The organism is Rhizobium sp. CC1099 (genome assembly GCF_029714385.1).
GTDB lineage: Bacteria > Pseudomonadota > Alphaproteobacteria > Rhizobiales > Rhizobiaceae > Rhizobium.
The window spans coordinates 2,382,330-2,408,237 of the sequence record NZ_CP121641.1 but is presented as its reverse complement, the minus strand read 5'-3'; the positions used below and the strand labels follow the sequence as shown (position 1 = coordinate 2,408,237).

The window sequence follows — 25,908 nt, the reverse complement described above, 5'->3', positions numbered from 1 at the left end:
GCGAGACTCATCGTCCTTCACGCCACCACATGGCGCCGAAGGCGAGCAGCAGCACGCCGACGCCGGCAAAACCGGCAAAGAGCGGCAGGGTATTGATCCCCTTCAGCACGGTCTCGTTCGTCAACTTGATCTGCATGCGGGCATTGTCGGCGACGCGAACCTGGCCGCGAACCGGCAGGATCGGCGGAACTTCGATCGCTCCATTGGTATCTGAAACGCGGGTGACAAGGCCGCGTGTCTTGCCGGAAATCGGCTTCAGCACATCCGTCGTCGAAATCATCGCCTTGAATTCGGGCGCATCGACGGCGCCGACATGAACGAGCGTCGTCAGGTCGCCGTTGCGGATTTCGAAGAGGCCGATCTCGTCCATCTTCTTCTCGGCCTTGAAGAGACCGGGTTCGGACTGGTTCAGCGGCAGATTTTCCGTCTTGCCTGATGGATATCGGACTGTGGCCTCGCCCGGATTGTCGCCGATCGTCTGGCGGGTTACCTCCAGTGTGCGGCCGGAGGCGCGCGCCGTCAGCGCTTCTTCCTCCAGCGCCGGTTCCTTCATCAGCCAATGGGCGATGCGGCGGTAGAGCGAGACGTGCGGGCCGCCGCCCTCGAAGCCGCGGGCCCAGAGCCAGCCCTGGTCGGAGAGCAGCATGGCGACGCGCCCCTGGCCGGCACGGTTCAAAAGCAGCAGCGGATGATTGTCTGCGCCAACCATGACCGTCTGGCCATGCGGAGACGCGACATCGACGCTGCGGAACCAGCGGCCCCAATGCGGCGGCTCGTCAGCGGAGCCGTCGAGGCCGCGGGTGACGGGATGCTTGCGGCCCTCCTCGGAGAGGCGGGGATAGAAGGCCTTGTCGATCATCTGGCCGGTCGGCTCGGCAGGGAGAACGGCCGAAAGCGGCGTCAGTGCGATCGAATCCTGGCCGGCATGCTCGGGACCTGCGGCAATCAGCAGCGCACCGCCGTTTTCGACATATTGTGCAATGTAGTCATAGTAGAGGATCGGCAGCACGCCGCGGTGCTGGTAACGGTCGAAGATGATCAGGTCGAAGTCTTTGATCTTGTCGACGAACAGCTCGCGTGTCGGGAAGGCGATCAGCGAAAGCTCGTTGATCGGCGTGCCGTCCTGCTTTTCAGGGGGGCGCAGAATGGTGAAATGGACGAGATCGACCGAGGCGTCGGACTTCAGGAGATTGCGCCAGGCGCGCTCGCCGGCATGCGGCTCGCCGGAGACCAAAAGCACGCGCAGGTTTTCGCGGATGCCATCGATGACATGAACGGCGCGGTTGTTTGCCTCCGTCACTTCGCCAGGCAGCCCGGCCACCGAGAATTCCAGCACATTGCTGCCGCCGCGCGGAACCTTAAAGGAAAACGGCGTATCCTGCCCCGGTGTCGCCTGGAGCGCGGCGATCACGTCGCCGTTCAGCTTCACAGTCACATCGGCCGTGGTGCCCGGGCTCGGGCCGTCGTCGAAGACGCGCAGGACCAGTTGCTGCTCTTCATTGACGATGCCGAAGCGCGGCGCCTTGATCACCTCGACGCGGCGGTCAAATTCGTTGGCCTTGCCGGTGATCAGGCCGTGGACCGGCGCGTCAAAGCCGAGCGCCTGATTGACGCCCGGCGCATCATGCACTTCACCATCCGTCAGCATGATCGCGCCGCCGATGCGCGCTGGAGGTACGTCGGCAACGGCGGCCGAAAGGGCGGAAAAGAGGCGTGTGGAGGGCGCATCGGAATTTTCAGGCTCGGTCGCATCGACATAGCGCGGCTCAATATTCGGGAAACGAGAGAGGCGATCCTTCAACTGCGCCAGCGCCTCGTCGGTCATCTTGATACGTTCCGGCGTCTGCTGACTCTGGCTCCGATCGACGATGACGGGAACGACCGTCGAAAGCTGCTCGCGATCTTCCTGCATGAGTAGCGGATTTGCGAGCGCTGCCAGCAATGCGAGGGCGGCGAGCGCGCGGATCCAGGCGCCGCGGATGCCGCGCCAGATGGCGAAGACCGCGACAACCGCGACGACGGCCGCGAGCGCCGCAAGAACCGGCCAGGGAATAAAGGGCGAAAAATCAACCGTCATGTCATTGCCCCAGCCGTTCGAGGAGCGCGGGGATATGGACCTGATCGGTCTTGTAGTTGCCCGTCAGCATATACATCATGATGTTGACGCCGGCGCGATAGGAGTATTCGCGCTGCATCTCATCCGGCGGAACGGTCGGCAGCATCGGTGCGCCATTCTGATCGACCGCCCAGGCCCCGGCTAAATCGTTGCCGGTGATCAGGATCGGCGAAACACCGTCGGCCGAGGCCGTCGATTTGGTGTCCGATGCGCGATTGTCCTGCCTCGACTCGATCCAGAGCGGGCTTCCGGAATAGCGGCCCGGGAAGCTGGAGAGCAGGTAGAAGGACTTCGTCAGAACGTGGTCCGACGGAACCGGCTCCAGCGGGGGGATGTCGAGATTGGCGAGGATCTGCTGCAGGCGCTCGCCGTTGGCACTCGAGGCACCTCCATTGTTATCCAGTGAGGAGAACTGGTCGCGCGTATCGAAAAGCACGGTGCCGCCGGCGCGCATATAGGCGTCGATGCGGTTGATCGCAGCCGTCGACGGCATCGGCGCGGAGGCGGAAACCGGCCAGTAAATGATAGGATAGAAGGACAGCTCGTCCTTCGTGAGATCAAGGCCGACGGGCGGCGCCGGCTCCAGTGTCGTGCGGAAGGTCAGGAACTCGGTCAGGCCTTCAAGGCCGTGCTCGGAAATATTGTCGACATCCTGCTCGCCGGTGACGACATAGGCGAGGTGGGTATTGTCCAATCGCTGGAATATCTGGTCGTCGCCGGGCTTGGAATCGTCGGCGCGCAGTTGCGAGGGTTGCAGGAAGAAGGTCGTGCTGACGGCGACTGCGATGATCGCCGCAGGCCGGGCCGCCGAACGCAGCCGGGAGAAGGCGCCGCCCATGAACATCACGACGAGGCTGTCTGCCAGGAGCAGCAGGAAGGCGATGAGGAAGAGAGCGGGCTTGGCGGACCAGGTTTCGCCGCCGATCAGGCCCTCGCGCAGGACATTGATGCCGGCTGTGTCGAGCGGCCTCAGCTCGGCGTTATTCGGCAATACATTCAATGCGGTAAAGCCGTCTTCCGAACCATAGAGTCCAGGCGGATTGTCGAAATTGGAAACGGGCTCGGTCTTTGCGTTCGGGATCAACGGCCGTGCCGTGCCGGTCTCCGTCGTGAGCACGCCCTTCGCCGTCAGCAGGCGGAAGGGCGGCAGGGCTTCAGCGGTCGTTGCAGCACCGGCTTCAGAGGTGACGCCGCCCGAGCGGGAGAGCTGAACGATGCGACGCAGCATCTCGACGAAATTGCCGGAGATCGGCAGGTTGGACCACGTTGCCTCGGCGCTGACATGGAAAAGCACGATACGGCCCGCGTTGATCGGCTTGGTCGTAACCAGCGGCGTGCCGTCGGCAAGGCTTGCCCAGGTGCGCTCGGCAAGATCGGGCGTCGGCTCGGCCAGAACCTGGCGCTTGACGGTCACGTCAGTCGGCTTGGCCATGCCGGCGAAAGGACCGAAGTTCGGAAAATCCGCCAGCGGCTGCGGCTCGGCCCAGGAGAGCGCGCCGCCAAGCGCACGCTCGCCCTGGCGCAACGTCACCGGCACCAGCGGATCGTCCGCGGGGGCGGCGGCAAGGCGCGGCCCGGCGAAGCGGATCAGCGTGCCGCCATTGGCGATCCAGCGCTGCATCGGACCATAGGTTTCCTGCGGCAGCCGGCCGATATCGGCCATGATGATAACGGACGGATTCTGCGACAGCAGATCGGGGATGGAGGCAGCGAGATCCGGCGTGTTCGGCTGGATCAGATCGGCATAAGGCTGCAGTGCGCGCTGGATGTAATAGAGAGGCGATAGCAGCGGCTGGAATTCATCGCCCGCTTCGCCGGAAAGCAGCACCACGCGGCGGCGCTTGAAGCCATCGTCGAGCAGATGGACCGAACCTGCCGTCGCAAGATTGTCGATGCTGACGCGGGCGAAATCGTTGCGCATCTCGAAGGGGGCGGGGATCGAGCCGGAGGCGACCGACTGCCCGGGCTGGAAATCCACCGTGCCTGCGGCAATCGCACGGCCCTGGGCATCCTGCGCCGTCAGCGGCAGCGAGGCGGCGCCCGCGCTGTCGAGGCGCGTCGCGGTCACGCTCATGGCGTCGGCGGCATTCGTGGCACCGGTGATGGCGATCGTCCGTGTGGTATCGCCTTCGATGAGACGGAGCTCGGCAGGCTTCAGATCGGCGAGCTGGCGGACGGTCGCATCGTTTTCCTTGGCGGCAGCGCCGTCGGAAAGGAAGGCGAGCGTACCTGGTTTCGTGCCGTTGAGGGCGGCGCGCAATGCCTCGAAGGCGCGTTCGCGATCCGGAACGAGCGGCTGCGGTTCTGCGGCGCGCAGCATGTCGCGGGCCGCCGTTGTGGTGCCCGGCACAGCATTGTTGGTGGGATCGGCGGTAAAGGCGACCGCGACGGGGGTGCCGGCCGATTCGGCGTCGTCGATCAGCGCTTCGGCGGTCTGCACGCGGCGTTGCCAATCCGGCGCCGTCGCCCAGCCATTGTCGACGAAAAGAACGAGCGGACCGCCTGCGGCGAGCGAATTGGTACGCGGATTGAAAACCGGATCGGCGATCGCAAGGATCACGGCAGCGGCGAGCAGCATTCGAAGCAGCGTCAGCCACCAGGGGCTCTGAGCGGGCGTTTCCTCGCGCTTCAGTACGGCGGCCAGTATCTTCAGCGGCGGGAAGACTTCGGATTTCGGGCGCGGCGGCGTAAGCCGCAGCAGCCACCAGATGACCGGCAGGGCGACGAGCGCGCCGAGGATTGCAGGATAGGCGAAAGCAAAGGGAAGGGCGCTCATAGCAGCCCCCCATGTGTCGCCTTGGCCGGCATCCCGGACAGATACATATGCACCGCAACCAGCGCTTCGGATGCTAGGTGATCGGTGCGATGGGTGACGAACGTCCAGCCGAGATGTCGAAGCGATTGGCCGAGACCGTCGCGGCGGGCCAGATAGGCGCGGCTATAGGCTTCGCGGATGTTTTCCGCGCGGCCGGACACCAGTTTCGAGCCGGTTTCCGGATCGGTGAATTCGGTACGGCCGGTATAGGGGAAAAGCTCTTCGGCGGGATCGGCGATCTCGACCACGTGGCCGCGAAGGCCGCGACGGGCAAGCGGTGTGAGGCGGGCCATGATCGCCGGCGCATCGTCCAGGAAATCGCCGATGAGCACGAGATCGCTCCAGCCGCGGATCATGGCGATGTCCGGCAGCCCGCCCGGTAGCGGCGCATGCATGAGCGCGGTTGCAAGCCGCTCGGCGGCGTTGCGGGCGGCAACCGGTTCCATGACGCCCGGACAACCGATGCGTTCGCCGGAGCGCGCAAGGATCTCAGCGAGCGCCAGCATGATGACGAGCGCGCGGCTTTCCTTCGAGACACTGCCGAAGGTCGACTTGTACATCATCGAGGGCGACATGTCGGCCCACAGCCAGATGGTGTGGGCGGCTTCCCATTCGCGCTCGCGAACATAGGTATGGTCGTCGCGGGCGGAGCGACGCCAGTCGATGCGCGATAGGCTTTCACCCTCGGTATAAGGGCGGAACTGCCAGAAATTCTCGCCGATACCGCGCTTGCGACGGCCATGCCAGCCGGCAATCACGGTGTTGGCGATGCGCTTGGCTTCGACCAGGCAGTCCGGCACCAGAGAGGCCCGCTGTCTTGCGCGGGCGAGGGCATCGCTGCCAGGGGTCGGATTGACGATCTGTCCGATAGATGCCACGCGTCCGGCTTCCTTATCCTTTGGCCTGCTTGACGAGGCCGGCGATGACATCGCGGACCGACATGCCCTCGGCACGTGCAGCGAAGGTAAGCGCCATGCGGTGTTCGAGAACGGGTTCGGCAAGTGCATGGATATCGTCGAGCGACGGCGCCAGACGGCCTTCATAGAGCGCGCGGGCGCGGGCGCAGAGCATCATCGCCTGGCCGGCGCGCGGACCCGGGCCCCAGGCCACATTCTTGTCGGTCGCAGCGTTGCCCTGGCCGGGGCGGGCGGAGCGCACTAGATCGAGGATCGCATCGACGACCTTGTCGCTCACCGGCATCTGGCGGATGAGCTTCTGGATTTCCATCAGCCGCCCGGCGTCGAGGACGGCTTGCGGCTTCGTTTCGCTGATGCCGGTCGTTTCGAGCAGGATCTGGCGTTCGGCGGCAAGCTCGGGATAGTGCACGTCCACCTGCAGCAGGAAGCGGTCGAGCTGAGCTTCCGGCAGCGGGTAGGTGCCTTCCTGCTCCAGCGGGTTCTGGGTGGCGAGAACGTGGAAAGGCGTCGGCAGGTCGTAGCGCTGGCCGGCGATCGTGACGTGATACTCCTGCATCGATTGCAGCAGCGCCGACTGCGTGCGCGGTGAGGCGCGGTTGATCTCATCCGCCATCAGCAGTTGGGCGAACACCGGGCCCTTGACGAAGCGGAAGGAGCGGCGGCCGTTCTCGTCCTGGTCCATCACTTCGGAGCCGAGGATGTCCGACGGCATGAGGTCCGGCGTGAACTGGATGCGGTTCGCGCCGAGGCCGAGCACTTCGCCGAGCGTGGTCACCAGCTTGGTCTTTGCAAGGCCGGGCACGCCGACCAGAAGTGCATGGCCGCCTGAAAGAACAGCGAGCAGGGTGTTTTCGACGACGTTTTCCTGGCCAAAGATCACCTTCGAGACTTCTTCGCGCACAAGGGCAATATCGGCGAGCGCCTTTTCTGCGGCAGCGATGATTTCCTTCTCCCCGAGGCTATCTTCGGTCTTCATCATACCCATCAAGTATCTCCAACGGCTGAATCATTCGTCGCGAATCGGCGGACTTACGCCTCTGGCTCGTACCCTATAGAGTTATGGATATGTTGCGGGCTGACAAGTTCGTTCCAAATGACTATCTCGTGACTATTCTATCGTTAAGAGCAAACCGGGACAGAAGAATGGCAGCGCAAGAGATCAGGGCGAGTGAAGATGCCGCAGGGCTTGCCGCGCTGATTTCGCGCGCTGCAGGCGAAACCGGCGGCAAGAAGCGCGGACTTCCACCGGTCGAAAAATGGAATCCGCCCTTCTGCGGCGATATCGACATGGAAATCCGCGCCGACGGCACATGGTTCTACATGGGAACGCCGATCGGCCGTGCGCCCCTGGTTCGCCTGTTTTCCACCGTCCTGCGCAAGGACGAGGACGGAAAGACCTATCTCGTCACCCCTGTGGAAAAAGTCGGAATCAGGGTCGCTGACGCGCCGTTCGTTGCCGTCGAGATGAGCGTGACGGACCGCAATGGTCAGCAGGTGCTGACATTCCGCACCAATACCGGCGATGTCGTCGAGGCCGGCCAGGAGTATCCGCTGCGCTTCGTGATTCATGGAGAAAACAGCGAGTTGAAACCCTATCTGCATGTGCGCGGGCGTCTCGAGGCGCTGGTGTCGCGGGCCGTGACGTATGAACTGGCAGACCTCGGCGAGATTGCGGATATCGAGGGCAGGGAGATGTTCTGCGTCCGCTCGGCCGGCTGCGTTTTCCCTGTCATGGCCGCCGATGAACTGGATATGCTGCCCCGATGAGCAATGCCCCGACCCAAGGCTACCCACTCTATTCCGCGGCCGAATTCCGCCGCCGGGCGCTCAATCAAAACGGCGGGCCGGTCGATCACTCCTGGCGGGATCACGGCGACCACATCCTCAATCCGGATATCGTCGCGATGGTCGAGGGCTTCCACCTACGCGACGCCGCTGTGCTGGTGCCAGTGGTCGACGACGGCGACGAGGCGCGGGTCATCTTCACCAAGCGCACGGCGAACCTGCGCAAGCATTCCGGCCAGATATCCTTTCCTGGCGGAGCGATCGATTCTACGGACATTTCTCCGGAGATGGCGGCGATCCGCGAGACACAGGAAGAGATCGGCATTGCCGGCTCCTTTGTAGAGACGGTCGGACGCCTACCGCACTATCTCGCCGCGACCGGCTTCCGCATCACGCCGGTGCTCGGCGTCGTCCGGCGGGGGTTCGAGCTGAAGCCCAATCCGCGGGAAGTCGACGACGTCTTCGAGGTGCCGCTTTCCTTCCTGATGAACCCGCAAAACCACACCCGCGACAGGCGCTTGGTCGAGGGTGTCGACCGGCATTTTTACCGCATGCCCTATGAAAGCTGGATGATCTGGGGCATCACGGCGGGCATCGTCCGCACCCTTTACGAGAGGCTTTATGCATGACCAGCCTTGCTGATGAAGCATGGTTCAAGGATCCCCGCCTTCAGCGCGTCTTCGCGCTCCTGAACGCGGACGGCGGGGAGGGGCGCGTCGTGGGCGGCGCCGTGCGCAACAGCCTGATGGGGCTTCCGGTCAGCGATATCGACATCGCGACGACGCTGACGCCGGACGCCGTGACGGAACGGGCGAAGGCGTCCGGCAGCAAGGCGATCCCCACCGGCATCGACCATGGCACCGTGACGCTGGTGATCGAAGGAAAGCCGTTCGAAGTGACGACGCTGCGCACCGACGTCGAGACTGACGGGCGCCGCGCCAAGGTCGCCTTCAGCACCGACTGGCAGGCGGATGCGGAACGGCGCGACCTGACGATCAATGCCCTTTACATGAATTCCAAGGGTGAGGTGGTCGATCTCGTCGGCGGGCTTGCCGATATTGAGAAGCGCAACATCCGTTTCATTGGGGATGCGGCGACACGGATTGCCGAGGATTACCTGCGCATCCTGCGGTTCTTCCGCTTTTTTGCTCACTACGGCTCCGGCCGGCCCGATGCAGACGGACTGCGGGCCTGTTCGGCGGCGCGTTCGAAGCTCACTACGCTTTCGTCCGAAAGGGTTTGGTCCGAGCTTCGCAAGCTGCTTGCTGCCGACGATCCGGGCCGGGCGCTGCTCTGGATGCGGCAGGTTTCGGTGCTCAGCGAAGTCCTGCCGGAGACGGAGAAATGGGGCATCGATGCCATCCCGGGACTGGTCGCTACCGAAAAGGCGCTCGGCTGGACGTCCGATCCGCTTCTTCGGCTCGCTTCGATCGTTCCACCCGATGCCGAACGGCTGGAGAAGATGGCGGTCCGCCTGAGATTTTCGAATGCCGAAGCGGCCTATTTCAGGGCCTGGGCGGCGGCGCCCCCGGGCGATGACGAAATGTCTGCCGCGGCCTTCGACCGGCTGCTCTATCGCAGTGGTGCGGACGGTATCGTCACGCGCCTGAAGCTCGCGCTCGCCGTTGCTCGCGGCAAGGCGGAAGGCGACATGAAGGAAATGAGCCGGTCGGCCAGGCTCGGCAAGCTGTTGGACCGGGCTCTGGCGTGGAAGAGACCGCAGTTTCCAATCGGCGGCGGCGATGTCGTTTCCACCGGAATTCCCGCAGGTCCGCGTGTCGGCGAGACGCTTGCGAAACTCGAGAACCAATGGATCGACGAGAATTTTGCCGCCGACCGGGCGACGCTGCTCGCCCGGCTGAACGAACTTTCGAAGTGATCAGGCCGCTGTCGCTTCGTCGCGGATGCGGGCCTTGATGTTGTCGATCATGTTTTCGCGAATGGTCGTTTCACCATGGGCGGACTTCATGTGCTCGACCGCGCGGCGGACGATTTCGGCGTCCTCATCGGCGCGGGTGTGCCAGGTGCAGCCCGGAACGAGCGTACCGCATTCGAAAAGTCGCATTGTCTACTCCTTTGTCCGGAACATGACGGGATGATCGCGCTGACACGCGGTTCTCCTCGATGTGCGAAACTTCAATGTGCGAAACGGAGAGAAGGTTCCGGCCGATGATGACATCGGCCGGCAAATCACATGCGATATTCCGGCATCGCCCAGGCGCGGAAGCAGTCGGACGACTGGTAGGACGCATTCGAATTTGCGCTTTCTCTTGCCTGTCCGCGCAGTTCTTCGAGCGATTTTCCGGCAGCGAGCTGCAACCTCACCTGTTCGATGAAGCAGGAAAGGGGCAGGTCCGAGCCGCTCGTGGCTCGCATTTCTTCGGCAATGCGGTTCAGGAAATCCGGGGTCTCGATTGCGCGGGATGCCTCCCGAACATCCCCAGACGCCGGCGAACCGCTCTGTATCATCATGACAATCCTCCTCCGATTGTTACGCAACACAAGCTCAGTTTAGCACGTTAGTTTAGGGCGTGCTCACGGTTCTTGAAGGCCATGTAATGTATTTTTACCCGTACGCTGTCGTACAGTCATGGCCACCGGACGACCGGCGGCATCGACGAGAGTATCGACTCGATATTGCCTCCCGTCTTCAACCCGAAGATTGTACCGCGATCGTAGAGCAAATTGAACTCGACATAGCGCCCGCGCCTGATCAATTGTTCGTCACGGTCGGCTTCGGTCCATTCCTTGTTGAAATTGGAGCGGACGATTTTCGGATAAACCATGGCGAAGGCCCTGCCGACATCGCGGGTGAAAGCGAAGTCGGCATCCCAGCCGCCGGCTTCCTCGCTCGAATGCAGCCAGTCATAAAAGATGCCGCCGATGCCGCGCGGTTCGTTGCGGTGCTTCAGGAAAAAGTAATCGTCGCACCATTTCTTGTAAGCGCCATAGTCGGCGACGGCCGAATGGCTGCGGCAGGCAATTTCCATCGCCTTGTGGAAGAGGCGACTATCGTCGTCTTCCTGCGTGCGGCGCCGGTCGAGCACCGGCGTCAGGTCCGCACCGCCTCCGAACCAGCGGCTGGAGGTGACGACCATGCGGGTGTTCATATGCACTGTGGGTACATTGGGGTTCACCGGATGGGCGATCAGCGAAATACCTGAGGCCCAGAACCGAGGGTCTTCGCTGGCGCCCGGCATCTGGGTGCGCAGATCGGGTGCGAATTCCCCGTACACTGTGGAGGTATGCACGCCGACCTTTTCGAAAACGCGGCCGTGCATCATCGACATCCGGCCCCCGCCGCCGGCGCCATTTTCACGCGACCACTCCTTGCCGACGAAACGGCCAGGCTCCTGGTCCGAAAGAGTGCCGGTCAGCTCGTCTTCCAAGGCCTCGAAGGAGGCGCAGATCGTATCGCGCAACCCTTCGAACCAAGTGCGCGCGGCGACCTTCTTTTCTTCGATATCGTCCGGCAGGCCGATCGGCAGGTCTGGTCGTTCCATCATTATCCCCAGCAGTCGTTATTGCATCACACGCGACTCGATCATCGCTGATTACGGTTTCGTGGTATCAGGTGCATCGGTGCCTTGCCAGCCGGCGGAAAGCCGCAGTCGAGGCGGCAAAGATTCGACTCGCAAATTGATATTTTCAATACTACCTTTCCCGCTCAGAGGTAGGTTTCATGACTAAAATCCCGGGACCTCCGTCGTTTGACGGCTTGAAGCGCAGGATCGAACGGCATCGGGCGGAAGGCACTGCCCGCAAGGGTGATCACTTCGTGCGCCAGACCTATCGGCTTGGCCTGCTTGACGCGCGGGCAAAGGCACGCGAATGGTTCGCCGAATATCCGAAGGCGGCCTATTGGACCGAAGTGGAAAGCTGGCGGCAGCTCGACAACGACCAGATCGAGTTCACCATGCGCCGGCTGCCTTCCGCCGACTGACCGTCATTGCGCAGGCGTGCGCAGGCGGCTTTCGATGAGCAATCCGCTCTCGTCGAGGATCGGATGCGCGACCGAGACGATATGGGCGTTGATGCGCTTCAGATCGCGCAGCATGTCGAGATGCAGTGAACTCGTCTGCAGGCTGTCGACGTAGCCCTCGCGCAGGCGTTCAAGGTGGCGTTCGGCGGATTGCTTCTCCATCCTGCGGACTTCGACCTTCACTTCCATCATCTGTTTGGCGAGATTGAAGTCGCGCGTCACGAAGATCGTTTGCGCGATCCGCAGGTTGTCGATCGTCAAATGGAAGAGCTTCTTGAGCTCCTGGTAACCGTCGTCGGAAAACCGCAGGCCGAGCGAAGCCTTTTTGCTGATCTGCGGCAGCAGGCCCTTTTCGATGATATCGCCGATATGCTCGAGGTTGATCGCGTAGTCGATGATGATGATCGAGTGGCGGCCGTTCTCTTCACTCAGTCCCTCGCGGCCGAGCTTGGAAAGATAGACCTTCACTTCCTGCTGCAGGCTATCGACCCGCTTTTCGAGCGTGGGAATTTCCTTGAGCTTGGTCAGGTCGTTCTGCTCGAAGGCGTCGGAGGCTCGGATCAGCATGCGCTCTATGAGGTCGCCGACGCCGAGGACTTCGCGAGTGGCGCTTGCAAGCGCCACGACGGGCGTCGACAGCTCGTGCTGGTCGAGATATTTCGGCCCATTGTCGGTTTGTGCTTCTTCCGGAACGAGACGCAGCATCAACTGCGACAACAGGCGCGAGAACGGCCAGGCGATAGCGGCGAGGATCAGGTTGAAGCCGAGATGCGCATCGACCGGCAGCTTGGCGGGATCGAGCGGCAGCATCTCCAGAAGCTCGGCGCCGTAGCCGGCAAGCGGGAGTGCGATCACGCAGCCGGCGGCCCGCACGATCAGGTTGCCAAGCGTAACGCGCTTTGCCGAGGCAGGTCCGCCAAGCGAAGCGACGACCGGCGGAATTGCGCCGCCGAGATTGGCACCCAGGACGAGAACGATCACCAATCCCGCCGAGACAATACCGGTCAATGCCAGGGAAAGGATCAGGACAACGGCGGCAAGGCTCGACGAGGAGACGAAGGCAATGCCGGCGGAGAACACAAGCGCCACCGGCCAGGCGTTGTCGAGCAAGCCGATAAAGGCGGCAAGCGCGGGCGATTGGCGCATAGGCTCTGTCGCGCCGCTCAAAAGATGCAGAGACAAGAGCATCAGGCCGATGCCGATCAGTGCGGTGCCACCACCTTGGCGTGCGGTCGAGCCGCTGCGATAGAGGATGATACCCGCGAGGATGACGAGCGGCGACAGCCATTCGATACCGGTCGCGACGATCCAGGCTGTGACGGCCGTGCCGACATTGGCACCGAGCAGAACGATCTGCGCCATGCGTGGCTTCACCAGTTCGCGCTCGACGAAGGAGGCGACCATCAGCGCCGTTGCCGTGGAGCTTTGCAATGCCAGCGTTGCGAAAAAGCCTGAAACGAAGGAGCGCAAGCCGCCACGCGTGCCCGTCGCAAGACCTGTTCGCAGCCGCGCACCGAAAGCCCGCGACACACCGTCCTTCACCTGCGCAAGGCCGAACAGCAGCAAGGCTACCGCGCCGAACAGGTTTATCATGACGATCGTGGATTCCATTCTCTGCGGGTCTTTTCTTCTTGTTCACGGCCGGCGCAATGCTGCGCAATCGGTGTCTCAGCGCATTGCCATCTCTTTGAAATCGTGGCCTGGTTCTCACTTTTTGATTGTCCGGCTAATTATAATACGCCTGTTCCTGGATATCACAACGCCGTTTGCGACATATCATGGCGAGGCTTCACGAGGTCTCTCAGAAGCGAAATCAACGCCAGACGGTCTGGCGCATGGCCTCGCCGGCGATCATCGCGGCGGAGACCGCGACATTGATCGAGCGCTGGCCCTCGACCATCGGGATCAGGATACGCCCGGCGGCTTTTTCATGTACATGATCCGGAACGCCTGCGCTTTCGCGGCCAAACAGCAAAATGTCGTCCGGCCGGAATGCGAAGTCCGTGTATCGGACCGATGCCTTGGTGGAGGCGAGCACGATGCGGCGGCCCGTTGGAGCCCGCCATTGCTCGAAGCGATCCCAACTGACATGACGGGTGAGCGTAACGGCTGCGATATAGTCCATGCCGGCGCGTTTCAGGTTGCGGTCGGAAATGTCGAAGCCGGCGGGCTCGATGATGTCTACGGCAACTCCGAGGCAGGCGGCAAGACGCAGGATCGTGCCGGTATTGCCGGGGATGTCGGGCTGATAGAGCGCCAGTCTGAGATCGGTCATCCGAAGTTCCGTCTTGCTGTTTGAGGCAAAGAGACCTAGTTCAACTGTGATTTCGGCGCAACAGGGCGACTTTTGCCCATGAATTGTTCAATTTTTTCCGATTTCGGACTGGAAATTTCGCAATTTTCGCGTTATTGGTGCGCATCTTCAATCGCCAGCTAGGGAGGGCCGACATGAATATTCTGATGCTTACGCGCCTTCCAGCCGCGATACCAAGCGTGGCGATCTCGCGCTCCTGAGCGCAAGCTTTCTAAAATTCCCCATTTTTGATCCATTGCGCGGCTGTCGTGGCCTCGCCCCTCGAACGTCCGGTTCCCATATGTGCCTTAGTGCGTTTTGCGCAGGCCGGGAGGTGGAACGGTGAAGTTCCGGAGCACTTTCATGTTTAGCTGGTTCGAACAGCGACTGAACCCCTTTCCGAGTGAGGAGCCTGTCGTTCCCCCGAAGGGTCTTTTTGCCTTCTGCTGGCACTATACGAAGCCTGCGGCGCCCTGGCTTGCAGCCATGGCCGTGCTGACGGCGCTGATTGCGATCGGCGAAGTGGCACTCTTCCAGTTCCTCGGCGATATCGTCGATTGGCTGACGAATGCCGACAAGGCGACGTTCCTGCAGAACGAATGGCACAAGCTTGCCTGGATGGCGGTTTTGATCCTCGTCGGCCTGCCGCTGGCGGCTGGGCTCGATTCACTTATCATGCATCAGGTCCTGCTCGGCAACTACCCGATGATCGCGCGCTGGCAGATGCACCGCTTCCTGCTGCGCCACAGCATGACCTTCTTCGCCAACGAGTTTGCCGGACGCGTTGCGACCAAGGTGATGCAGACCTCGCTTGCCGTTCGTGAAACAACGATGAAGATCCTCGACGTCTTCGTCTATGTCGTCACGTACTTCCTGACGATGATCATCGTGATCGCAGCGGCAGACTGGCGGCTGATGGTGCCAATCCTGGTCTGGCTTTCCATCTATGTCAGCATCGTATCGTATTTCGTGCCCCGGCTGCGCAGGATCGCGGCGCAGCAGGCGGATGCGCGCTCTATGATGACAGGCCGGGTGGTCGACAGCTACACGAACATTGCGACCGTCAAGCTCTTCTCGCATGCGGGCAGGGAGGAAGGCTATGCCAAGGCCGGCATGGACGAATTCCTGCAGACGGTGCACCAGCAGATGCGTCGCGTCACGCTGTTCCATGTGTGCGTCTACATCAACAACTGCGTGGCGCTCTTCGTCATCTCGGGCCTGTCGATCTGGTTCTGGCTGAACGGCCAGATTTCGGTCGGCGCGATCGCCATCGCGATCGGCCTTGCGATGCGCGTCAACGGCATGTCGCAATGGATCATGTGGGAGGTATCGGCGCTCTTTGAAAACATCGGCACGGTCTATGACGGCATGGAGATGATGACGAAGAATCACGACATCACCGACAAGCGCGATGCACCGCCGATGCAGGCGAAGAAGGGTGCGATCCATTACGAGCGCATCCGCTTCCATTACGGCAAGGGCAAAGGCGTCATCGACAACCTGTCGCTCGACATCAAGGCGGGTGAGAAGGTTGGCCTTGTCGGCCGCTCCGGCGCCGGTAAGACGACTCTGATGAACCTGCTGCTGCGCTTCTACGATCTGGAAGCCGGCCGCATCACCATCGACGGCCAGGATATCTCGCTGGTGTCGCAGGAAAGCCTCCGCTCGCTGATCGGCGTGGTGACGCAGGATACGTCGCTGCTGCACCGCTCGATCCGCGACAACATCGCCTACGGCCGTCCAGATGCGACGGACGCGGATGTGATCGAGGCGGCGAAGCGGGCAAATGCCTGGGAGTTCATCGAAGGGCTTGTCGACATGCAGGGCCGCAAGGGGCTCGACGCGCAGGTCGGCGAGCGCGGCGTGAAGCTCTCCGGTGGCCAGCGTCAGCGCGTTGCGATCGCCCGGGTGTTCCTGAAGGACGCGCCGATCCTGGTGCTCGACGAGGCGACCTCGGCGCTCGATTCCGAAGTGGAAGCGGCGATCCAGGAGAACCTCTTCGCGCTGATGGAAGGCAAGACGGTGATCGCGATCGCCCATCGCCTGTCGACGCTGACGGAGATGGACCGCCTGATCGTGCTCGACAAGGGCCGGATCATCGAGGCCGGTTCGCACGCCGATCTCGTCAGTCAGGGCGGCATATATGCCGATCTCTGGACCCGCCAGTCCGGCGGCTTCCTCGCCGATCATTCGCAAGAAGCGGAGGAAGCGGCGGAGTAAAAAAGGCCCTCCCGGCGAAAGCGGGGAGGGCTTCTTAACTGTTGAGACCAGTTAAGAAGCGCTGTTATCCTGATCAGGAGAGAAATCGCGGCATTCTTCGCGTTTAGCACGGTCGGCGCGAGCTGCCGCAGGCACTGAATGATTCCCAAAAGATCCGTTGCCGGTTTACAGGCTGTCTGCCCAGTCTCTTACCCTGTGACGCTCGACCACGACGATGGCGCCTGCCATCGTGCGGAGTGCCGTCACGCGGCGCTCTTCCTCGTTGTCGAGCCATGCGGCAACCGCCTCGCTGACGATCGTGTCGCGCGATATGCCGAGTTGGGCTGCGGTTTCATCGAGTCTGTCCGCAAGCAGAAGCGGAATATGCGACGCGAGCACCCTCGTTTCCATGACGGTATTTCTCCGATAAGCGGCCATTGTACTCCGAGATCGTCACGAGGTCAGCGACATTCAACACGGATGCCGCCGATGTTACCGAAAATTACCAAAATATAAGGTTGTGTCCGCCGTCCGTTGCCTTTGCCGCAGGGTTGTCTCGGACTATAACGCAATGATGCTCCTGCGCCCGATACTCAATCTGTTTGAAAACTGGATCGATCCGTTCCGCCGGCGCGGCAATATACAGCCGCCGCGTTCGACGGCCGGCTTCATCTGGTTCTACATCGGCCAGGCGAAATGGCCCTTCGTCGCGATGCTCGTCCTCGGCGGGATGTCGGCGGCGATCGAGGCGGCGCTTTTCTGGTTCGTCGGACGGCTGGTCGATATTTTGAGCACAGTCAGGCCGGGCGTTGGCTGGAGCGAGATGCTTGCTGCACACGGCAGCGAGCTCTTCGGAATGCTGGCTTTGATCGGCTTTGTCCGTTTCGTTGTGGTCTTCCTCATCGCGCTGGTCGATCAGCAGGTCATCACGCCGGGTTTTTACAATCTCGCGCGCTGGCAATCCTATCTCCACGTCTCGCGCCAATCGCTGCATTTTTTCCAGAGCGATTTTTCCGGGCGGATCGTGACGAAGGTCTGGTCGGCCGGCCAGGCGGTGGGCGATCTCGTGACCTCGCTCATGGAGAGCGTCTGGTTCGTCGGAATCTACGCGGCGACGACACTGGTGCTGGTGGCTCAGCTCGATTTTTCGCTTGCGGCCGTCGTGCTGTTCTGGCTCGCTGCCTTCGGCGTGCTCGCCCGCTATTTCGTGCCGCGCATCCGCTATCACTCGCGCGAGACTGCGGAAGCCGCCTCGATGCTCAACGGCCGCATGGTCGATTCCTACAGCAACATCCAGACGCTGAAGCTTTTCGCTCGTGACGAGGAGAGCGACCGCTACATGCGCCAGGGTTTCGATATCTATCAGGATACCGTGCTACGCTTTACCCGGTTCATTACCGGTGTACGTGCCTCCATGGCGCTGCTTTCCGGCCTGATGATCGTGACGATGGGCGGGTTAAGCGTCGATCTGTGGCTGCGCGGGTTGGTGAGTTCCGGTTCCGTGGCTTTTTCGCTGGCCCTCGTCCTGCGCCTCAACTTCCTTCTTGGGCGCCTGATGACGCAGTTCAACGGCATCATGCGCAATCTGGGCACGATCCAGAATGCTGCCGAATTGATCTCGCAGCCGCTCGGTCTCGTCGATCGGCCCAATGCCCCCGATCTCGTCGTCAGGGAGCCTAGCATCCGCTTCGAAAAGATCTCCTTCCATTACGGCCGGGGCAAGGGTGTCATCGAGAATTTCTCGCTCACCGTCGCACCCGGCGAGAAGGTCGGGATCGTCGGGCGCTCCGGCGCCGGCAAGTCGACGCTGGTCAATCTGTTGCTGCGCCTCTACGACCTTGAAGGCGGGCGCATCCTTGTCGATGGCCAGGATATTGCTGCGGTCAGCCAGGAGTCACTGCGCATGCAGATCGGCGTCGTCAGCCAGGATACGTCGCTGCTGCACCGTTCGGTCCGGGACAACATCCTCTTCGGCCGGCCCGATGCGGACGAGGAACGGCTGCTCGATGCCGCACGGCGGGCAGAGGCGCTCGGCTTCATCGAGCGCTTGCACGATCAGCAGGGGCGCAAGGGTTTCGACGCGCATGTCGGCGAGCGCGGCGTGAAGCTTTCCGGCGGGCAGCGGCAACGCATCGCAATCGCGCGCCTCATGCTGAAGGACGCACCGATCCTGGTGCTCGACGAGGCGACCTCGGCGCTCGATTCCGAGGTGGAAGAGGTGATCCAGTCCAATCTCAGCCGGATCATGGAGGGGAAGACTGTGCTGGCTATCGCTCACCGCCTTTCGACGATTGCCGCGCTCGATCGGCTGATTGTTGTCGATCGCGGCCGAATCATCGAAGAAGGCACGCATAAATCCCTGGTCGAAAGTGGCGGGCTTTATGCCGAGCTATGGGCGCGCCAGTCCGGCGGCTTCCTCGGTGCAGACGAAGATATGCCTGGGCGCGAGGCGAGGGCCGTTTAGGCATGCGTCCGCCAGCCAGGCTCCGATCCGCTGAATCCAGGGGATTGCGGTAGAAAGATCATCTGAAAATACCCGCGACATTGTGCCCTCATACTATTCTCAAGGCTGGACATAATTTGCGATCAAGCATAGAACGCGCCGGATTGGCGGGGAATCTAAGGCCGAATTGTGTCTGTGTAGATTCGCCGCGTAGAGGGGCAGGGCGGAATTCCGCGAAAATTGCGCAGAGGATGGTTTAGCCGTGAGCGAACACGAAACGACAAGCGAGGCTTCACGGGAGCCCACGCGCCGTGATTTCCTTTATCTCACCACTGGTATGGCAGGCGCCGTCGGCGCTGCGGCGGTCGCTTGGCCGTTCATCGATCAGATGCGTCCGGATGCGTCCACGCTCGCTCTTGCTTCCATCGAAGTCGACGTATCGAGCCTTGGGCCGGGCATGTCGCTGACCGCCAAGTGGCGCGGCAAGCCGGTGTTCATCCGCAACCGTACGCCCGAGGAAGTGAAGGCCGCCGACGAGGTTCCGCTTTCGGATCTCAAGGATCCGATCGCACGCAACGAGAACCTTCCGGCCGAAGCGCAGGCAACCGGTGTCGACCGCTCTGCCGGCAAGGACAAGGAAAACTGGATCGTTATGATCGGTTCGTGCACCCATCTCGGTTGCGTGCCGCTCGGACAGGCCGGCGAATACAACGGTTGGTTCTGTCCCTGCCATGGGTCGGTCTACGACACGGCCGGCCGCATCCGTAAAGGTCCGGCGCCGACGAACCTGCCGATTCCGACCTATTCGTTCGTTTCCGATACAGTGATCAAGATCGGTTGAGGGGAGACTGATTTATGAGTGGCCATTCCAGCTACGAGCCATCAACCGGCCTCGAGAAGTGGATCGATGCGCGCCTGCCGCTGCCGCGCATGGTCTACGACAGCTTCGTTGCATATCCGGTTCCGCGTAACCTGAACTATGCCTATACCTTCGGCGCCATGCTTTCGGTCATGCTGGTCGTGCAGATCCTGACCGGCGTTGTGCTCGCCATGCATTATGCTGCCGAAACCTCGGTCGCCTTCAATGCCGTCGAAAAGATCATGCGCGACGTCAACCACGGCTGGCTTCTGCGCTATATGCATGCCAACGGCGCCTCCTTCTTCTTCGTCGCGGTCTACCTGCACATTGCCCGCGGCCTTTACTACGGCTCCTACAAGGCGCCGCGCGAAATCCTCTGGATCCTCGGCGTTCTCATCTATCTGCTGATGATGGCGACCGGCTTCATGGGCTACGTTCTGCCCTGGGGCCAGATGTCCTTCTGGGGCGCGACCGTCATCACCGGCTTCTTCTCGGCCTTCCCGCTGGTCGGCGAATGGGTGCAGCAGTTTCTGCTCGGCGGTTTTGCCGTTGAAAACCCGACGCTCAACCGCTTTTTCTCGCTGCACTACCTGCTGCCCTTCATCATCGCAGGCGTTGTCGTCTTGCATATCTGGGCGCTGCACGTGACCGGCCAGACGAACCCGACCGGCGTCGAGGTCAAGACCAAGACGGACACCGTCCACTTCACGCCCTATGCAACCCTCAAGGACGCACTCGGCGTTTCGATCTTCCTGCTGGTCTACGCCTACTTCGTCTTCTACATGCCGAATTTCCTCGGCCATCCGGACAATTATATCCCGGCTGACCCGCTGAAGACGCCGGCGCACATCGTTCCGGAATGGTACTTCCTGCCGTTCTACGCGATGCTGCGCTCGATCACCTTCAACATCGGTCCGATCGATTCCAAGCTCGGCGGCGTCCTTGTGATGTTCGGCGCGATCATCGTGCTGTTCTTCCTGCCATGGCTCGACACGTCGAAGGTCCGCTCTGCGGTCTACCGCCCCTGGTACAAGATGTTCTACTGGCTGTTCGTGATCGACGCGATCATCCTCGGCTGGCTCGGTTCCCAGCCGGCGGAAGGTGCCTTCGTCCTGATCTCGCAGATCTGCACGCTGCTTTACTTTGCTTTCTTCCTGGTCGCCATGCCAGTGCTTGGTCTCGTCGAGACGCCGCGCCGCATTCCAAACTCGATCACCGAAGCCGTACTGGAAAAGCGCAATCAACAAACAGCTACGGTCAAGGCATAAGCGAGCGGAAGGAATAGAACGATGAAAAAGCTTGTTGCAAGCATTCTGCCGCTCGCAGTCGCAGCTATCCTCGGAACTGCTGCATTCGCTCAGGAAGCGACGCACGGCGAGGGCGCTGCTCCGGCCGAGCACGAGGAAGGCGCCACGCCGCACTATCCGCTGAAGCACCCGCGGGAGCAGGACTGGAGCTTCGCCGGCCCGTTCGGCCATTATGACAAGGGCCAGCTGCAGCGCGGCCTGAAGGTCTATACGGAAGTCTGTTCCGCCTGCCACTCGATGAGCCTCGTTCCCTTCCGCATGCTCGGCGAACTCGGCTACTCCGAGGCGCAGGTCAAGGCTTTTGCCACGAACTACGAAGTTCAAGATGGCCCGGATTCTGCGGGTGAGATGTTCACACGCAAGGCTATCCCTTCGGATTATTTCCCGTCGCCATACGCCAACGCCCAGGCCGCTGCCGCCGCGAACAATGGCGCGGCGCCGCCGGACTTTTCGCTGATCGCGAAGGCCCGCGGGATAACCCGCGGCTTCCCGCAGTTCGTCGTCGATATCTTCACGCAGTATCAGGAAGGCGGGCCGGACTATATCTACTCGCTGCTGACCGGCTATGAAGAGCCGCCGGCGGGTTTCCAGGTTCCAGAGGGCGCGCATTACAACCCTTACTTCAACGCTGCCGCGGCCTTCGCGATGCCGAAGCCGCTCTCCGACGATCAGGTGACCTATGACGACGGCACGCCGCAGACCGTCGATCAGTACTCCAAGGATGTCTCCGCCTTCCTGATGTGGGCCGCAGAGCCGCACCTCGAAGAGCGCAAGAGCACCGGCTTCATGGTCATCGTGTTCCTGCTGATCTTCTCGGGTCTCATCTTCCTGACGAAGCGCTCGGTCTATGCCAACAAGGAGCACTGAGCGGTTCTAGCTCAACCAGCAAAAGGCGGCTTTCGGGCCGCCTTTTTTGTTGGTTCCATGTCAGTCAGTTGATAGGGTGCAACCGACTAAATGCCCTCGCAGACAGACGGACTTTCCATGAACAATATTGCCTCGGAGCTTGCGGTTAGCATCCGCTCCATCCCGGACTATCCAAAGCCCGGCATTATCTTTCGCGACATCACGACGCTGCTCGGCAATCCGCGGGCGTTTCGCCGCGCTGTGGATGAACTGGTGCAGCCCTATGCGGGCCTGAAGATCGACAAGATCGCCGGCATGGAAGCGCGCGGCTTCATTCTCGGCGGCGCCGTGGCGCATCAGCTTTCGGCCGGCTTTGTGCCAATCCGCAAGAAGGGCAAGCTGCCGCATGATACCGTGCGGATCGCCTACAGCCTGGAATATGGCGTCGACGAGATGGAGATGCACCGGGATGCGGTTCAGCCGGGCGAGAAGGTCATTCTCGTGGACGATCTGATTGCAACCGGAGGGACGGCCGTCGGCGCGACGAAGCTACTTCGCCAGATGGGTGCGGAAGTCGTCGGTGCGTGCTTCGTCATCGATCTGCCGGATCTCGGCGGCCGCAGGAAGCTCGATGAGCTCGGGGTGAATGTCCACACGCTGGTCGAATTCGCCGGGCACTGAAGCCCGGCTTTACTCCAATTCGAGCACGCTGCCCTCGAAGCGGATGACAGGCGTGCCGTCTTGGTTGACGCCTTCGTTGAGGATCGAATTGAGGAACCAGCCCGGCCGCGATGTGAGAGGCCGGCTGGCAAGCAAGGTCACCGAATAGCTGACCGTCTCGTCGACGAAGACCGGACGCAGCCATTGCAACTTCTGGAAGCCGGGCGAAGGGCCGAGCTTCGGCGGGGCGACGCCCTCCCTGGCAAGTCGCGCGGTTTCCTTTTCCCAGTAATCCAGGAAAGTTCGCATCCAGGCGGCGCATGTATGCCAGCCCGAGGCGCAGAGATTGCCGAAGAGCGTCTTCCTGGCTGCTTCCTTGTCAACATGGAAGCGCTGCGGATCGAAGCGCGTGGCGAAATGGATGATCCGCGCCTCGGTAAAGGTATAGCCGCCGATCGCGGCCTTTTCGCCGATCGTATAAAGCTCCGCCATCCTCATGGGTTTGTCTCCGCTGTGTCGCGCATGCTGAACATGATCCAGTTTTCGCAATAGCAGACCAGATCGCCGTGCTGATTTTGGACCTCATGCTTGAAGCGGGCGATGCCGATCCCGGGCCGCGAGCGCATGGCGCGCGACTCCAGCACCGTCGAACGCCCGGACAGCGTGTCGCCGGCAAGCACGGGCTTCCTCCATTCCATCACGTCGATGCCGGGTGCGCCCTGGGAATGTGAATTCAGCAGAAAACCATAGGCCATCATGCGCATGAAGAGCGCGGACGTATGCCAGCCGGAAGCCGCGAGCCCGCCAAGGATGCTGGCGCGTCCGGCCATCTCGTCCATATGCATCGGCTGCGGGTCGAATTCGGTTGCGAACTCAATGATTTCTTGCGCCGTCACGGCGATCGGGCCTAGCGCAAAGCTGCGGCCCGGCTCGAAGTCTTCAAAAACTAGCTTCATCTGGCCTCGTCCTCCCTCGGCCGTGCGGCCGATCAGGTATTGAAGCGGAAGTGGATTACGTCGCCGTCCTGAACCACGTATTCCTTGCCTTCGTCCCGGGCTTTGCCCGCGTCCTTGGCACCGGTTTCGCCGCCCAGCGCGATGTAGTCGTTATAGCCGATAGTGAAGGCACGGATGAAGCCGCGTTCGAAATCCGTGTGGATGACGCCGGCAGCGGCCGGTGCCTTGGTGCCGCGCACGATCGTCCAAGCGCGGGTCTCTTTGGGGCCGACGGTGAAATAGGTGATCAAGTCGAGCAGGTGATAGCCCGCACGGATTAGGCGGTCGAGGCCGGCTTCTTCGAGACCAAGTGCGGAGAGGAATTCCTTGCTTTCTTCTTCCGGCAGTTGAGCCACTTCGGACTCGATCGCGGCCGAGATGATCACGCATTCGGCGCCTTGGGCTTTCGCCATCTCGGCAACAGCCTCGGTATGTTCGTTGCCTGTTGCTGCCTCGGCTTCCGCGACGTTGCAGACGTAGAGCACCGGATGGGAAGTCAGAAGGTTCAGGCCCTTCAGGACTTCGATTTCGTCGGCGCCGAGCGTCTTCAGCAATAGACGAGCCGGCTTGCCTTCGTTGAGGAGCTTGATCACCGCTTCCATGACGGGAAGCTGGGTCAGCGAATCCTTGTCCTTGGAGGCGGCGCGTTTGCGGGTTTGCTCGACACGGCGCTCGAGACTTTCAAGGTCGGCAAGCATCAGCTCGGTTTCGATGGTTTCGGCGTCGCTGACCGGATTGATGCGACCTTCGACATGGGTGATGTCGTCATCCTCGAAGCAGCGCAGCACATGCACGACGGCATCGACTTCGCGGATGTTGGCGAGGAACTTGTTGCCGAGGCCTTCGCCCTTGGACGCGCCGCGCACCAGACCGGCGATATCGACGAAGGAAATGCGGGTTGGGATGATTTCCTTCGAGCTGGCGATCGAGGCGAGCTTCTGCATCCGTGGATCTGGAACGGCGACTTCGCCGGTGTTCGGCTCGATGGTACAGAAGGGATAGTTCGCCGCCTGCGCCGCTGCCGTCTTGGTGAGCGCGTTGAAGAGTGTCGACTTGCCGACATTCGGCAGACCGACGATACCGCATTTGAAGCCCATGACTGGATGTCCGTATTCGCTGAAATCGTTGCCTTGCCTATGGGATAAAGGAGCCATGCGGTCAAGTCTTCCGCCGCTTTTACCGCTGCTCACTTGCCGATCGGGAAACGCTGGCCTATTTTCTGCACGCGGAGATTTCGAGACGTAATATTGCGGATTTCACCGAAAGGGCAGGTGACCTTCACCCAAGGAGACCTAGACCATCTTGGTGTCAAACACGGGCGACGAGCTTGAACTTGAGCTCTTCCTTGATCGCAAGGCTGTAGTCCGGGCTCGCAATCGACAGGTGAGTGTCGAAATTCCCTAACCGACAATGCTTGTCTAGGTTAGAAACTACCTCTCATGTCATCAACGGGTGGATTTTCCGATGAGTGACAACGACGTTGCCATAAAGCCGAAAACGAAGGTCAAGCTGAAGCTGGATAGGCCCAAGCTCTACAAGGTTCTTCTTTTCAACGACGACTATACGCCACGCGAGTTCGTCGTCATGATCCTCAAAGCCGTTTTCCGTATGAGCGAGGAGACGGGATACCGGGTGATGATGACGGCGCATAAAATGGGCTCCAGCGTGGTCGTCGTCTGCGCCAAGGACATTGCCGAGACCAAGGTCAAGGAGGCGATGGACTATGCCAAGGAGGCAGGCTTCCCGCTGATGTTTACGGCAGAACCCGAAGAATAGGCGTTTCTTAACCAATCTTCTTAAGCCGCCATCCGTCAATTGCCGCTAGATTGCGCCCACGACGGAGGCGCGCATGCATGCTGAGGCAGCTACTTGGCATTATTTCGTCGCCGCGGCGCTCTTTGCGATCTTCGGTGCGATAGGCCATGTCGTCCGTGCGCTGTTCAACGTCTATCCGGACAGGCTTTCGGACAAGCCGATCATCGATCTGACCATTTCGGACGGATATGATCTTTCCGACATGCTCTTCGGAACGGAATATGACGATGCCGGCTACTATCGGCCCGACAGCCTCAAGAACCTGCGCATTGCCTGCTCCATTGCCGTCGTTGCCGGCATTGGCACGATGCTGTTCGTAGAGGATGCCTCGATCCTGATGGCAACGGCGATCGACGACGGAGCCAAGGCACTTTGGGAAATCCTCCTCGACCGCCTTCAAGAGCTGCAATTGCTTTGATCAGCCGGGGCGCCTGATCTGATAGCCGGTCTTATCCCGCATGAAGCCGCAGTTTTCGTAGAAACGCAGCGTCGCGGGGTTCTTTGAACCGGTAAGGAGCATCACTTTATAGCAATTCTCCGCCCAGGCCGTTGCGCAGGCATGACGGATCAACGCGCCGGCATAACCCTTCCCTGCGGTGATCGGCGTGCGTGATAACATTCTCGACCAGAGCGTATGAAGCACCGTTTCGCGTGAGATTGGGTGTGATGATCAGCGTAGCGGATGCAACTGGCATATCGGCGGCCAGCGCGACAAATATGGTCATGCCCGGTTGGGCGAGGATGGTTGAGAAGCGGTCGCTTGCCCAGGCGGGATCGATCGCTGGATCATCGGGATTGAGGTGGCGATAGAGCTCGAGAAGCGCCTGTAAGTCGCCGGGCCCGGCGGGCTTGATCATGATATCTCGCTTCGGCATC

Annotated in this window: 25 protein-coding genes and 1 pseudogene; 12 read left to right on the top strand and 14 right to left on the bottom strand. The window is 61.4% G+C overall.

What is annotated here, in order from left to right; genetic code table 11:
* Nucleotides 1-7: 7 nt before the first annotated feature.
* From QA644_RS12345 to QA644_RS12330, 4 genes are read right to left on the bottom strand one after another with little or no spacing between them, the layout of a single operon-like run.
* Entirely contained in the window at nucleotides 8-2,077 is a 2,070-nt protein-coding gene (locus tag QA644_RS12345) for a hypothetical protein (RefSeq protein WP_283068699.1), read from the bottom strand.
* Between the two features lies 1 nt (nucleotide 2,078).
* Complete coding sequence (locus QA644_RS12340) at nucleotides 2,079-4,892, bottom strand: DUF4159 domain-containing protein (protein WP_283068698.1); 2,814 nt, start codon at nucleotides 4,890-4,892, stop codon at nucleotides 2,079-2,081.
* Complete coding sequence (locus QA644_RS12335) at nucleotides 4,889-5,809, bottom strand: DUF58 domain-containing protein (RefSeq protein ID WP_194727595.1); 921 nt, start codon at nucleotides 5,807-5,809, stop codon at nucleotides 4,889-4,891. Before QA644_RS12335 ends, QA644_RS12340 begins: the two co-directional genes overlap by 4 nt.
* Before the next feature lie 13 nt (nucleotides 5,810-5,822).
* The gene (locus QA644_RS12330; RefSeq protein ID WP_283068696.1) at nucleotides 5,823-6,833 is read right to left on the bottom strand and encodes a MoxR family ATPase; all 1,011 of its coding nucleotides are present in this window, start codon (nucleotides 6,831-6,833) and stop codon (nucleotides 5,823-5,825) included.
* Between the two features lie 158 nt (nucleotides 6,834-6,991).
* On the opposite strand from QA644_RS12330, the gene QA644_RS12325 reads away from it, so the two are divergent.
* The 3 genes from QA644_RS12325 to QA644_RS12315 are packed head-to-tail and all read left to right on the top strand — an operon-like array spanning nucleotide 6,992 to nucleotide 9,512.
* Entirely contained in the window at nucleotides 6,992-7,615 is a 624-nt protein-coding gene (locus QA644_RS12325; RefSeq protein ID WP_283068695.1) for a DUF1285 domain-containing protein, read from the top strand.
* Nucleotides 7,612-8,262 carry a CoA pyrophosphatase gene (locus tag QA644_RS12320; RefSeq protein WP_239598025.1) on the top strand — a complete coding sequence of 217 codons (651 nt, stop codon included), beginning with the start codon at nucleotides 7,612-7,614 and terminating at the stop codon, nucleotides 8,260-8,262. The genes QA644_RS12325 and QA644_RS12320 overlap by 4 nt, the downstream gene beginning before the upstream one ends.
* The gene (locus tag QA644_RS12315) at nucleotides 8,259-9,512 is read left to right on the top strand and encodes a CCA tRNA nucleotidyltransferase (RefSeq protein WP_283068694.1); all 1,254 of its coding nucleotides are present in this window, start codon (nucleotides 8,259-8,261) and stop codon (nucleotides 9,510-9,512) included. Before QA644_RS12320 ends, QA644_RS12315 begins: the two co-directional genes overlap by 4 nt.
* On the opposite strand, the gene QA644_RS12310 is transcribed toward QA644_RS12315, so the two are convergent.
* The 3 genes from QA644_RS12310 to hemF form a co-directional block, all read right to left on the bottom strand.
* Nucleotides 9,513-9,698 (bottom strand): DUF1059 domain-containing protein, encoded by a 186-nt coding sequence (locus tag QA644_RS12310; protein WP_074069055.1) that lies wholly within the window; start codon nucleotides 9,696-9,698, stop codon nucleotides 9,513-9,515. It abuts the gene before it with no gap.
* Nucleotides 9,699-9,823: 125 nt separating this feature from the next.
* Nucleotides 9,824-10,105, bottom strand: coding sequence for a hypothetical protein (locus tag QA644_RS12305; RefSeq protein WP_194727592.1), 282 nt, complete (start codon nucleotides 10,103-10,105; stop codon nucleotides 9,824-9,826).
* A 116-nt stretch (nucleotides 10,106-10,221) separates the two neighbouring features.
* Nucleotides 10,222-11,136 (bottom strand): oxygen-dependent coproporphyrinogen oxidase, encoded by a 915-nt coding sequence (hemF, locus tag QA644_RS12300; RefSeq protein ID WP_074069053.1) that lies wholly within the window; start codon nucleotides 11,134-11,136, stop codon nucleotides 10,222-10,224.
* 179 nt (nucleotides 11,137-11,315) lie between these two features.
* On the opposite strand from hemF, the gene QA644_RS12295 reads away from it, so the two are divergent.
* Nucleotides 11,316-11,576: a hypothetical protein gene (locus QA644_RS12295; RefSeq protein ID WP_022714201.1), complete on the top strand. Its 261-nt coding sequence runs from the start codon at nucleotides 11,316-11,318 to the stop codon at nucleotides 11,574-11,576.
* Between the two features lie 3 nt (nucleotides 11,577-11,579).
* Here the strand turns inward: QA644_RS12295 and QA644_RS12290 are convergent, their stop codons facing one another.
* Nucleotides 11,580-13,226 (bottom strand): Na/Pi cotransporter family protein, encoded by a 1,647-nt coding sequence (locus QA644_RS12290; protein WP_283068692.1) that lies wholly within the window; start codon nucleotides 13,224-13,226, stop codon nucleotides 11,580-11,582.
* 202 nt (nucleotides 13,227-13,428) lie between these two features.
* Entirely contained in the window at nucleotides 13,429-13,890 is a 462-nt protein-coding gene (locus QA644_RS12285; protein WP_283068691.1) for a tRNA (cytidine(34)-2'-O)-methyltransferase, read from the bottom strand.
* Nucleotides 13,891-14,271: 381 nt separating this feature from the next.
* On the opposite strand from QA644_RS12285, the gene QA644_RS12280 reads away from it, so the two are divergent.
* On the top strand, nucleotides 14,272-16,128 hold the full coding sequence (locus tag QA644_RS12280; protein ID WP_283068689.1) for an ABC transporter ATP-binding protein: 1,857 nt from the start codon (nucleotides 14,272-14,274) through the stop codon (nucleotides 16,126-16,128).
* 165 nt (nucleotides 16,129-16,293) lie between these two features.
* On the opposite strand, the gene QA644_RS12275 is transcribed toward QA644_RS12280, so the two are convergent.
* A complete protein-coding gene (locus QA644_RS12275; protein ID WP_283068688.1) occupies nucleotides 16,294-16,518 on the bottom strand; it encodes a CopG family transcriptional regulator in 225 nt (74 codons plus the stop codon).
* Nucleotides 16,519-16,681: 163 nt separating this feature from the next.
* On the opposite strand from QA644_RS12275, the gene QA644_RS12270 reads away from it, so the two are divergent.
* From QA644_RS12270 to QA644_RS12250, 5 genes are all read left to right on the top strand, one after another.
* Complete coding sequence (locus QA644_RS12270; protein ID WP_239599487.1) at nucleotides 16,682-18,571, top strand: ABC transporter ATP-binding protein; 1,890 nt, start codon at nucleotides 16,682-16,684, stop codon at nucleotides 18,569-18,571.
* A gap of 241 nt (nucleotides 18,572-18,812) precedes the next feature.
* Nucleotides 18,813-19,391, top strand: a complete 579-nt coding sequence (petA, locus tag QA644_RS12265) for a ubiquinol-cytochrome c reductase iron-sulfur subunit (protein WP_194727587.1) — start codon at nucleotides 18,813-18,815, stop codon at nucleotides 19,389-19,391.
* 14 nt (nucleotides 19,392-19,405) lie between these two features.
* Nucleotides 19,406-20,677 (top strand): cytochrome b N-terminal domain-containing protein, encoded by a 1,272-nt coding sequence (locus QA644_RS12260; RefSeq protein WP_239598032.1) that lies wholly within the window; start codon nucleotides 19,406-19,408, stop codon nucleotides 20,675-20,677.
* Between the two features lie 21 nt (nucleotides 20,678-20,698).
* Nucleotides 20,699-21,583, top strand: coding sequence for a cytochrome c1 (locus QA644_RS12255; protein ID WP_283068685.1), 885 nt, complete (start codon nucleotides 20,699-20,701; stop codon nucleotides 21,581-21,583).
* A 117-nt stretch (nucleotides 21,584-21,700) separates the two neighbouring features.
* Complete coding sequence (locus QA644_RS12250; protein WP_028739503.1) at nucleotides 21,701-22,243, top strand: adenine phosphoribosyltransferase; 543 nt, start codon at nucleotides 21,701-21,703, stop codon at nucleotides 22,241-22,243.
* Nucleotides 22,244-22,252: 9 nt separating this feature from the next.
* Here QA644_RS12250 and QA644_RS12245 read toward each other — a convergent pair whose 3' ends face one another.
* The 3 genes from QA644_RS12245 to ychF are packed head-to-tail and all read right to left on the bottom strand — an operon-like array spanning nucleotide 22,253 to nucleotide 24,314.
* On the bottom strand, nucleotides 22,253-22,720 hold the full coding sequence (locus QA644_RS12245) for a MaoC family dehydratase (protein ID WP_283068681.1): 468 nt from the start codon (nucleotides 22,718-22,720) through the stop codon (nucleotides 22,253-22,255).
* Nucleotides 22,717-23,178, bottom strand: a complete 462-nt coding sequence (locus QA644_RS12240) for a MaoC family dehydratase (protein WP_074069045.1) — start codon at nucleotides 23,176-23,178, stop codon at nucleotides 22,717-22,719. The genes QA644_RS12245 and QA644_RS12240 overlap by 4 nt, the downstream gene beginning before the upstream one ends.
* A 32-nt stretch (nucleotides 23,179-23,210) precedes the next feature.
* Nucleotides 23,211-24,314 carry a redox-regulated ATPase YchF gene (ychF, locus tag QA644_RS12235; RefSeq protein WP_194730163.1) on the bottom strand — a complete coding sequence of 368 codons (1,104 nt, stop codon included), beginning with the start codon at nucleotides 24,312-24,314 and terminating at the stop codon, nucleotides 23,211-23,213.
* A 367-nt stretch (nucleotides 24,315-24,681) separates the two neighbouring features.
* Between ychF and clpS the strand changes: the two genes are divergently transcribed.
* Together clpS and QA644_RS12225 are read left to right on the top strand one after the other, a co-directional pair.
* Entirely contained in the window at nucleotides 24,682-24,993 is a 312-nt protein-coding gene (gene clpS / locus QA644_RS12230; protein WP_283068680.1) for an ATP-dependent Clp protease adapter ClpS, read from the top strand.
* Nucleotides 24,994-25,066: 73 nt separating this feature from the next.
* Nucleotides 25,067-25,450 (top strand): hypothetical protein, encoded by a 384-nt coding sequence (locus QA644_RS12225; protein ID WP_283068679.1) that lies wholly within the window; start codon nucleotides 25,067-25,069, stop codon nucleotides 25,448-25,450.
* Here QA644_RS12225 and QA644_RS12220 read toward each other — a convergent pair.
* Nucleotides 25,451-25,907: pseudogene (locus QA644_RS12220) on the bottom strand (GNAT family N-acetyltransferase).
* Between the last annotated feature and the right edge of the window lies 1 nt (nucleotide 25,908).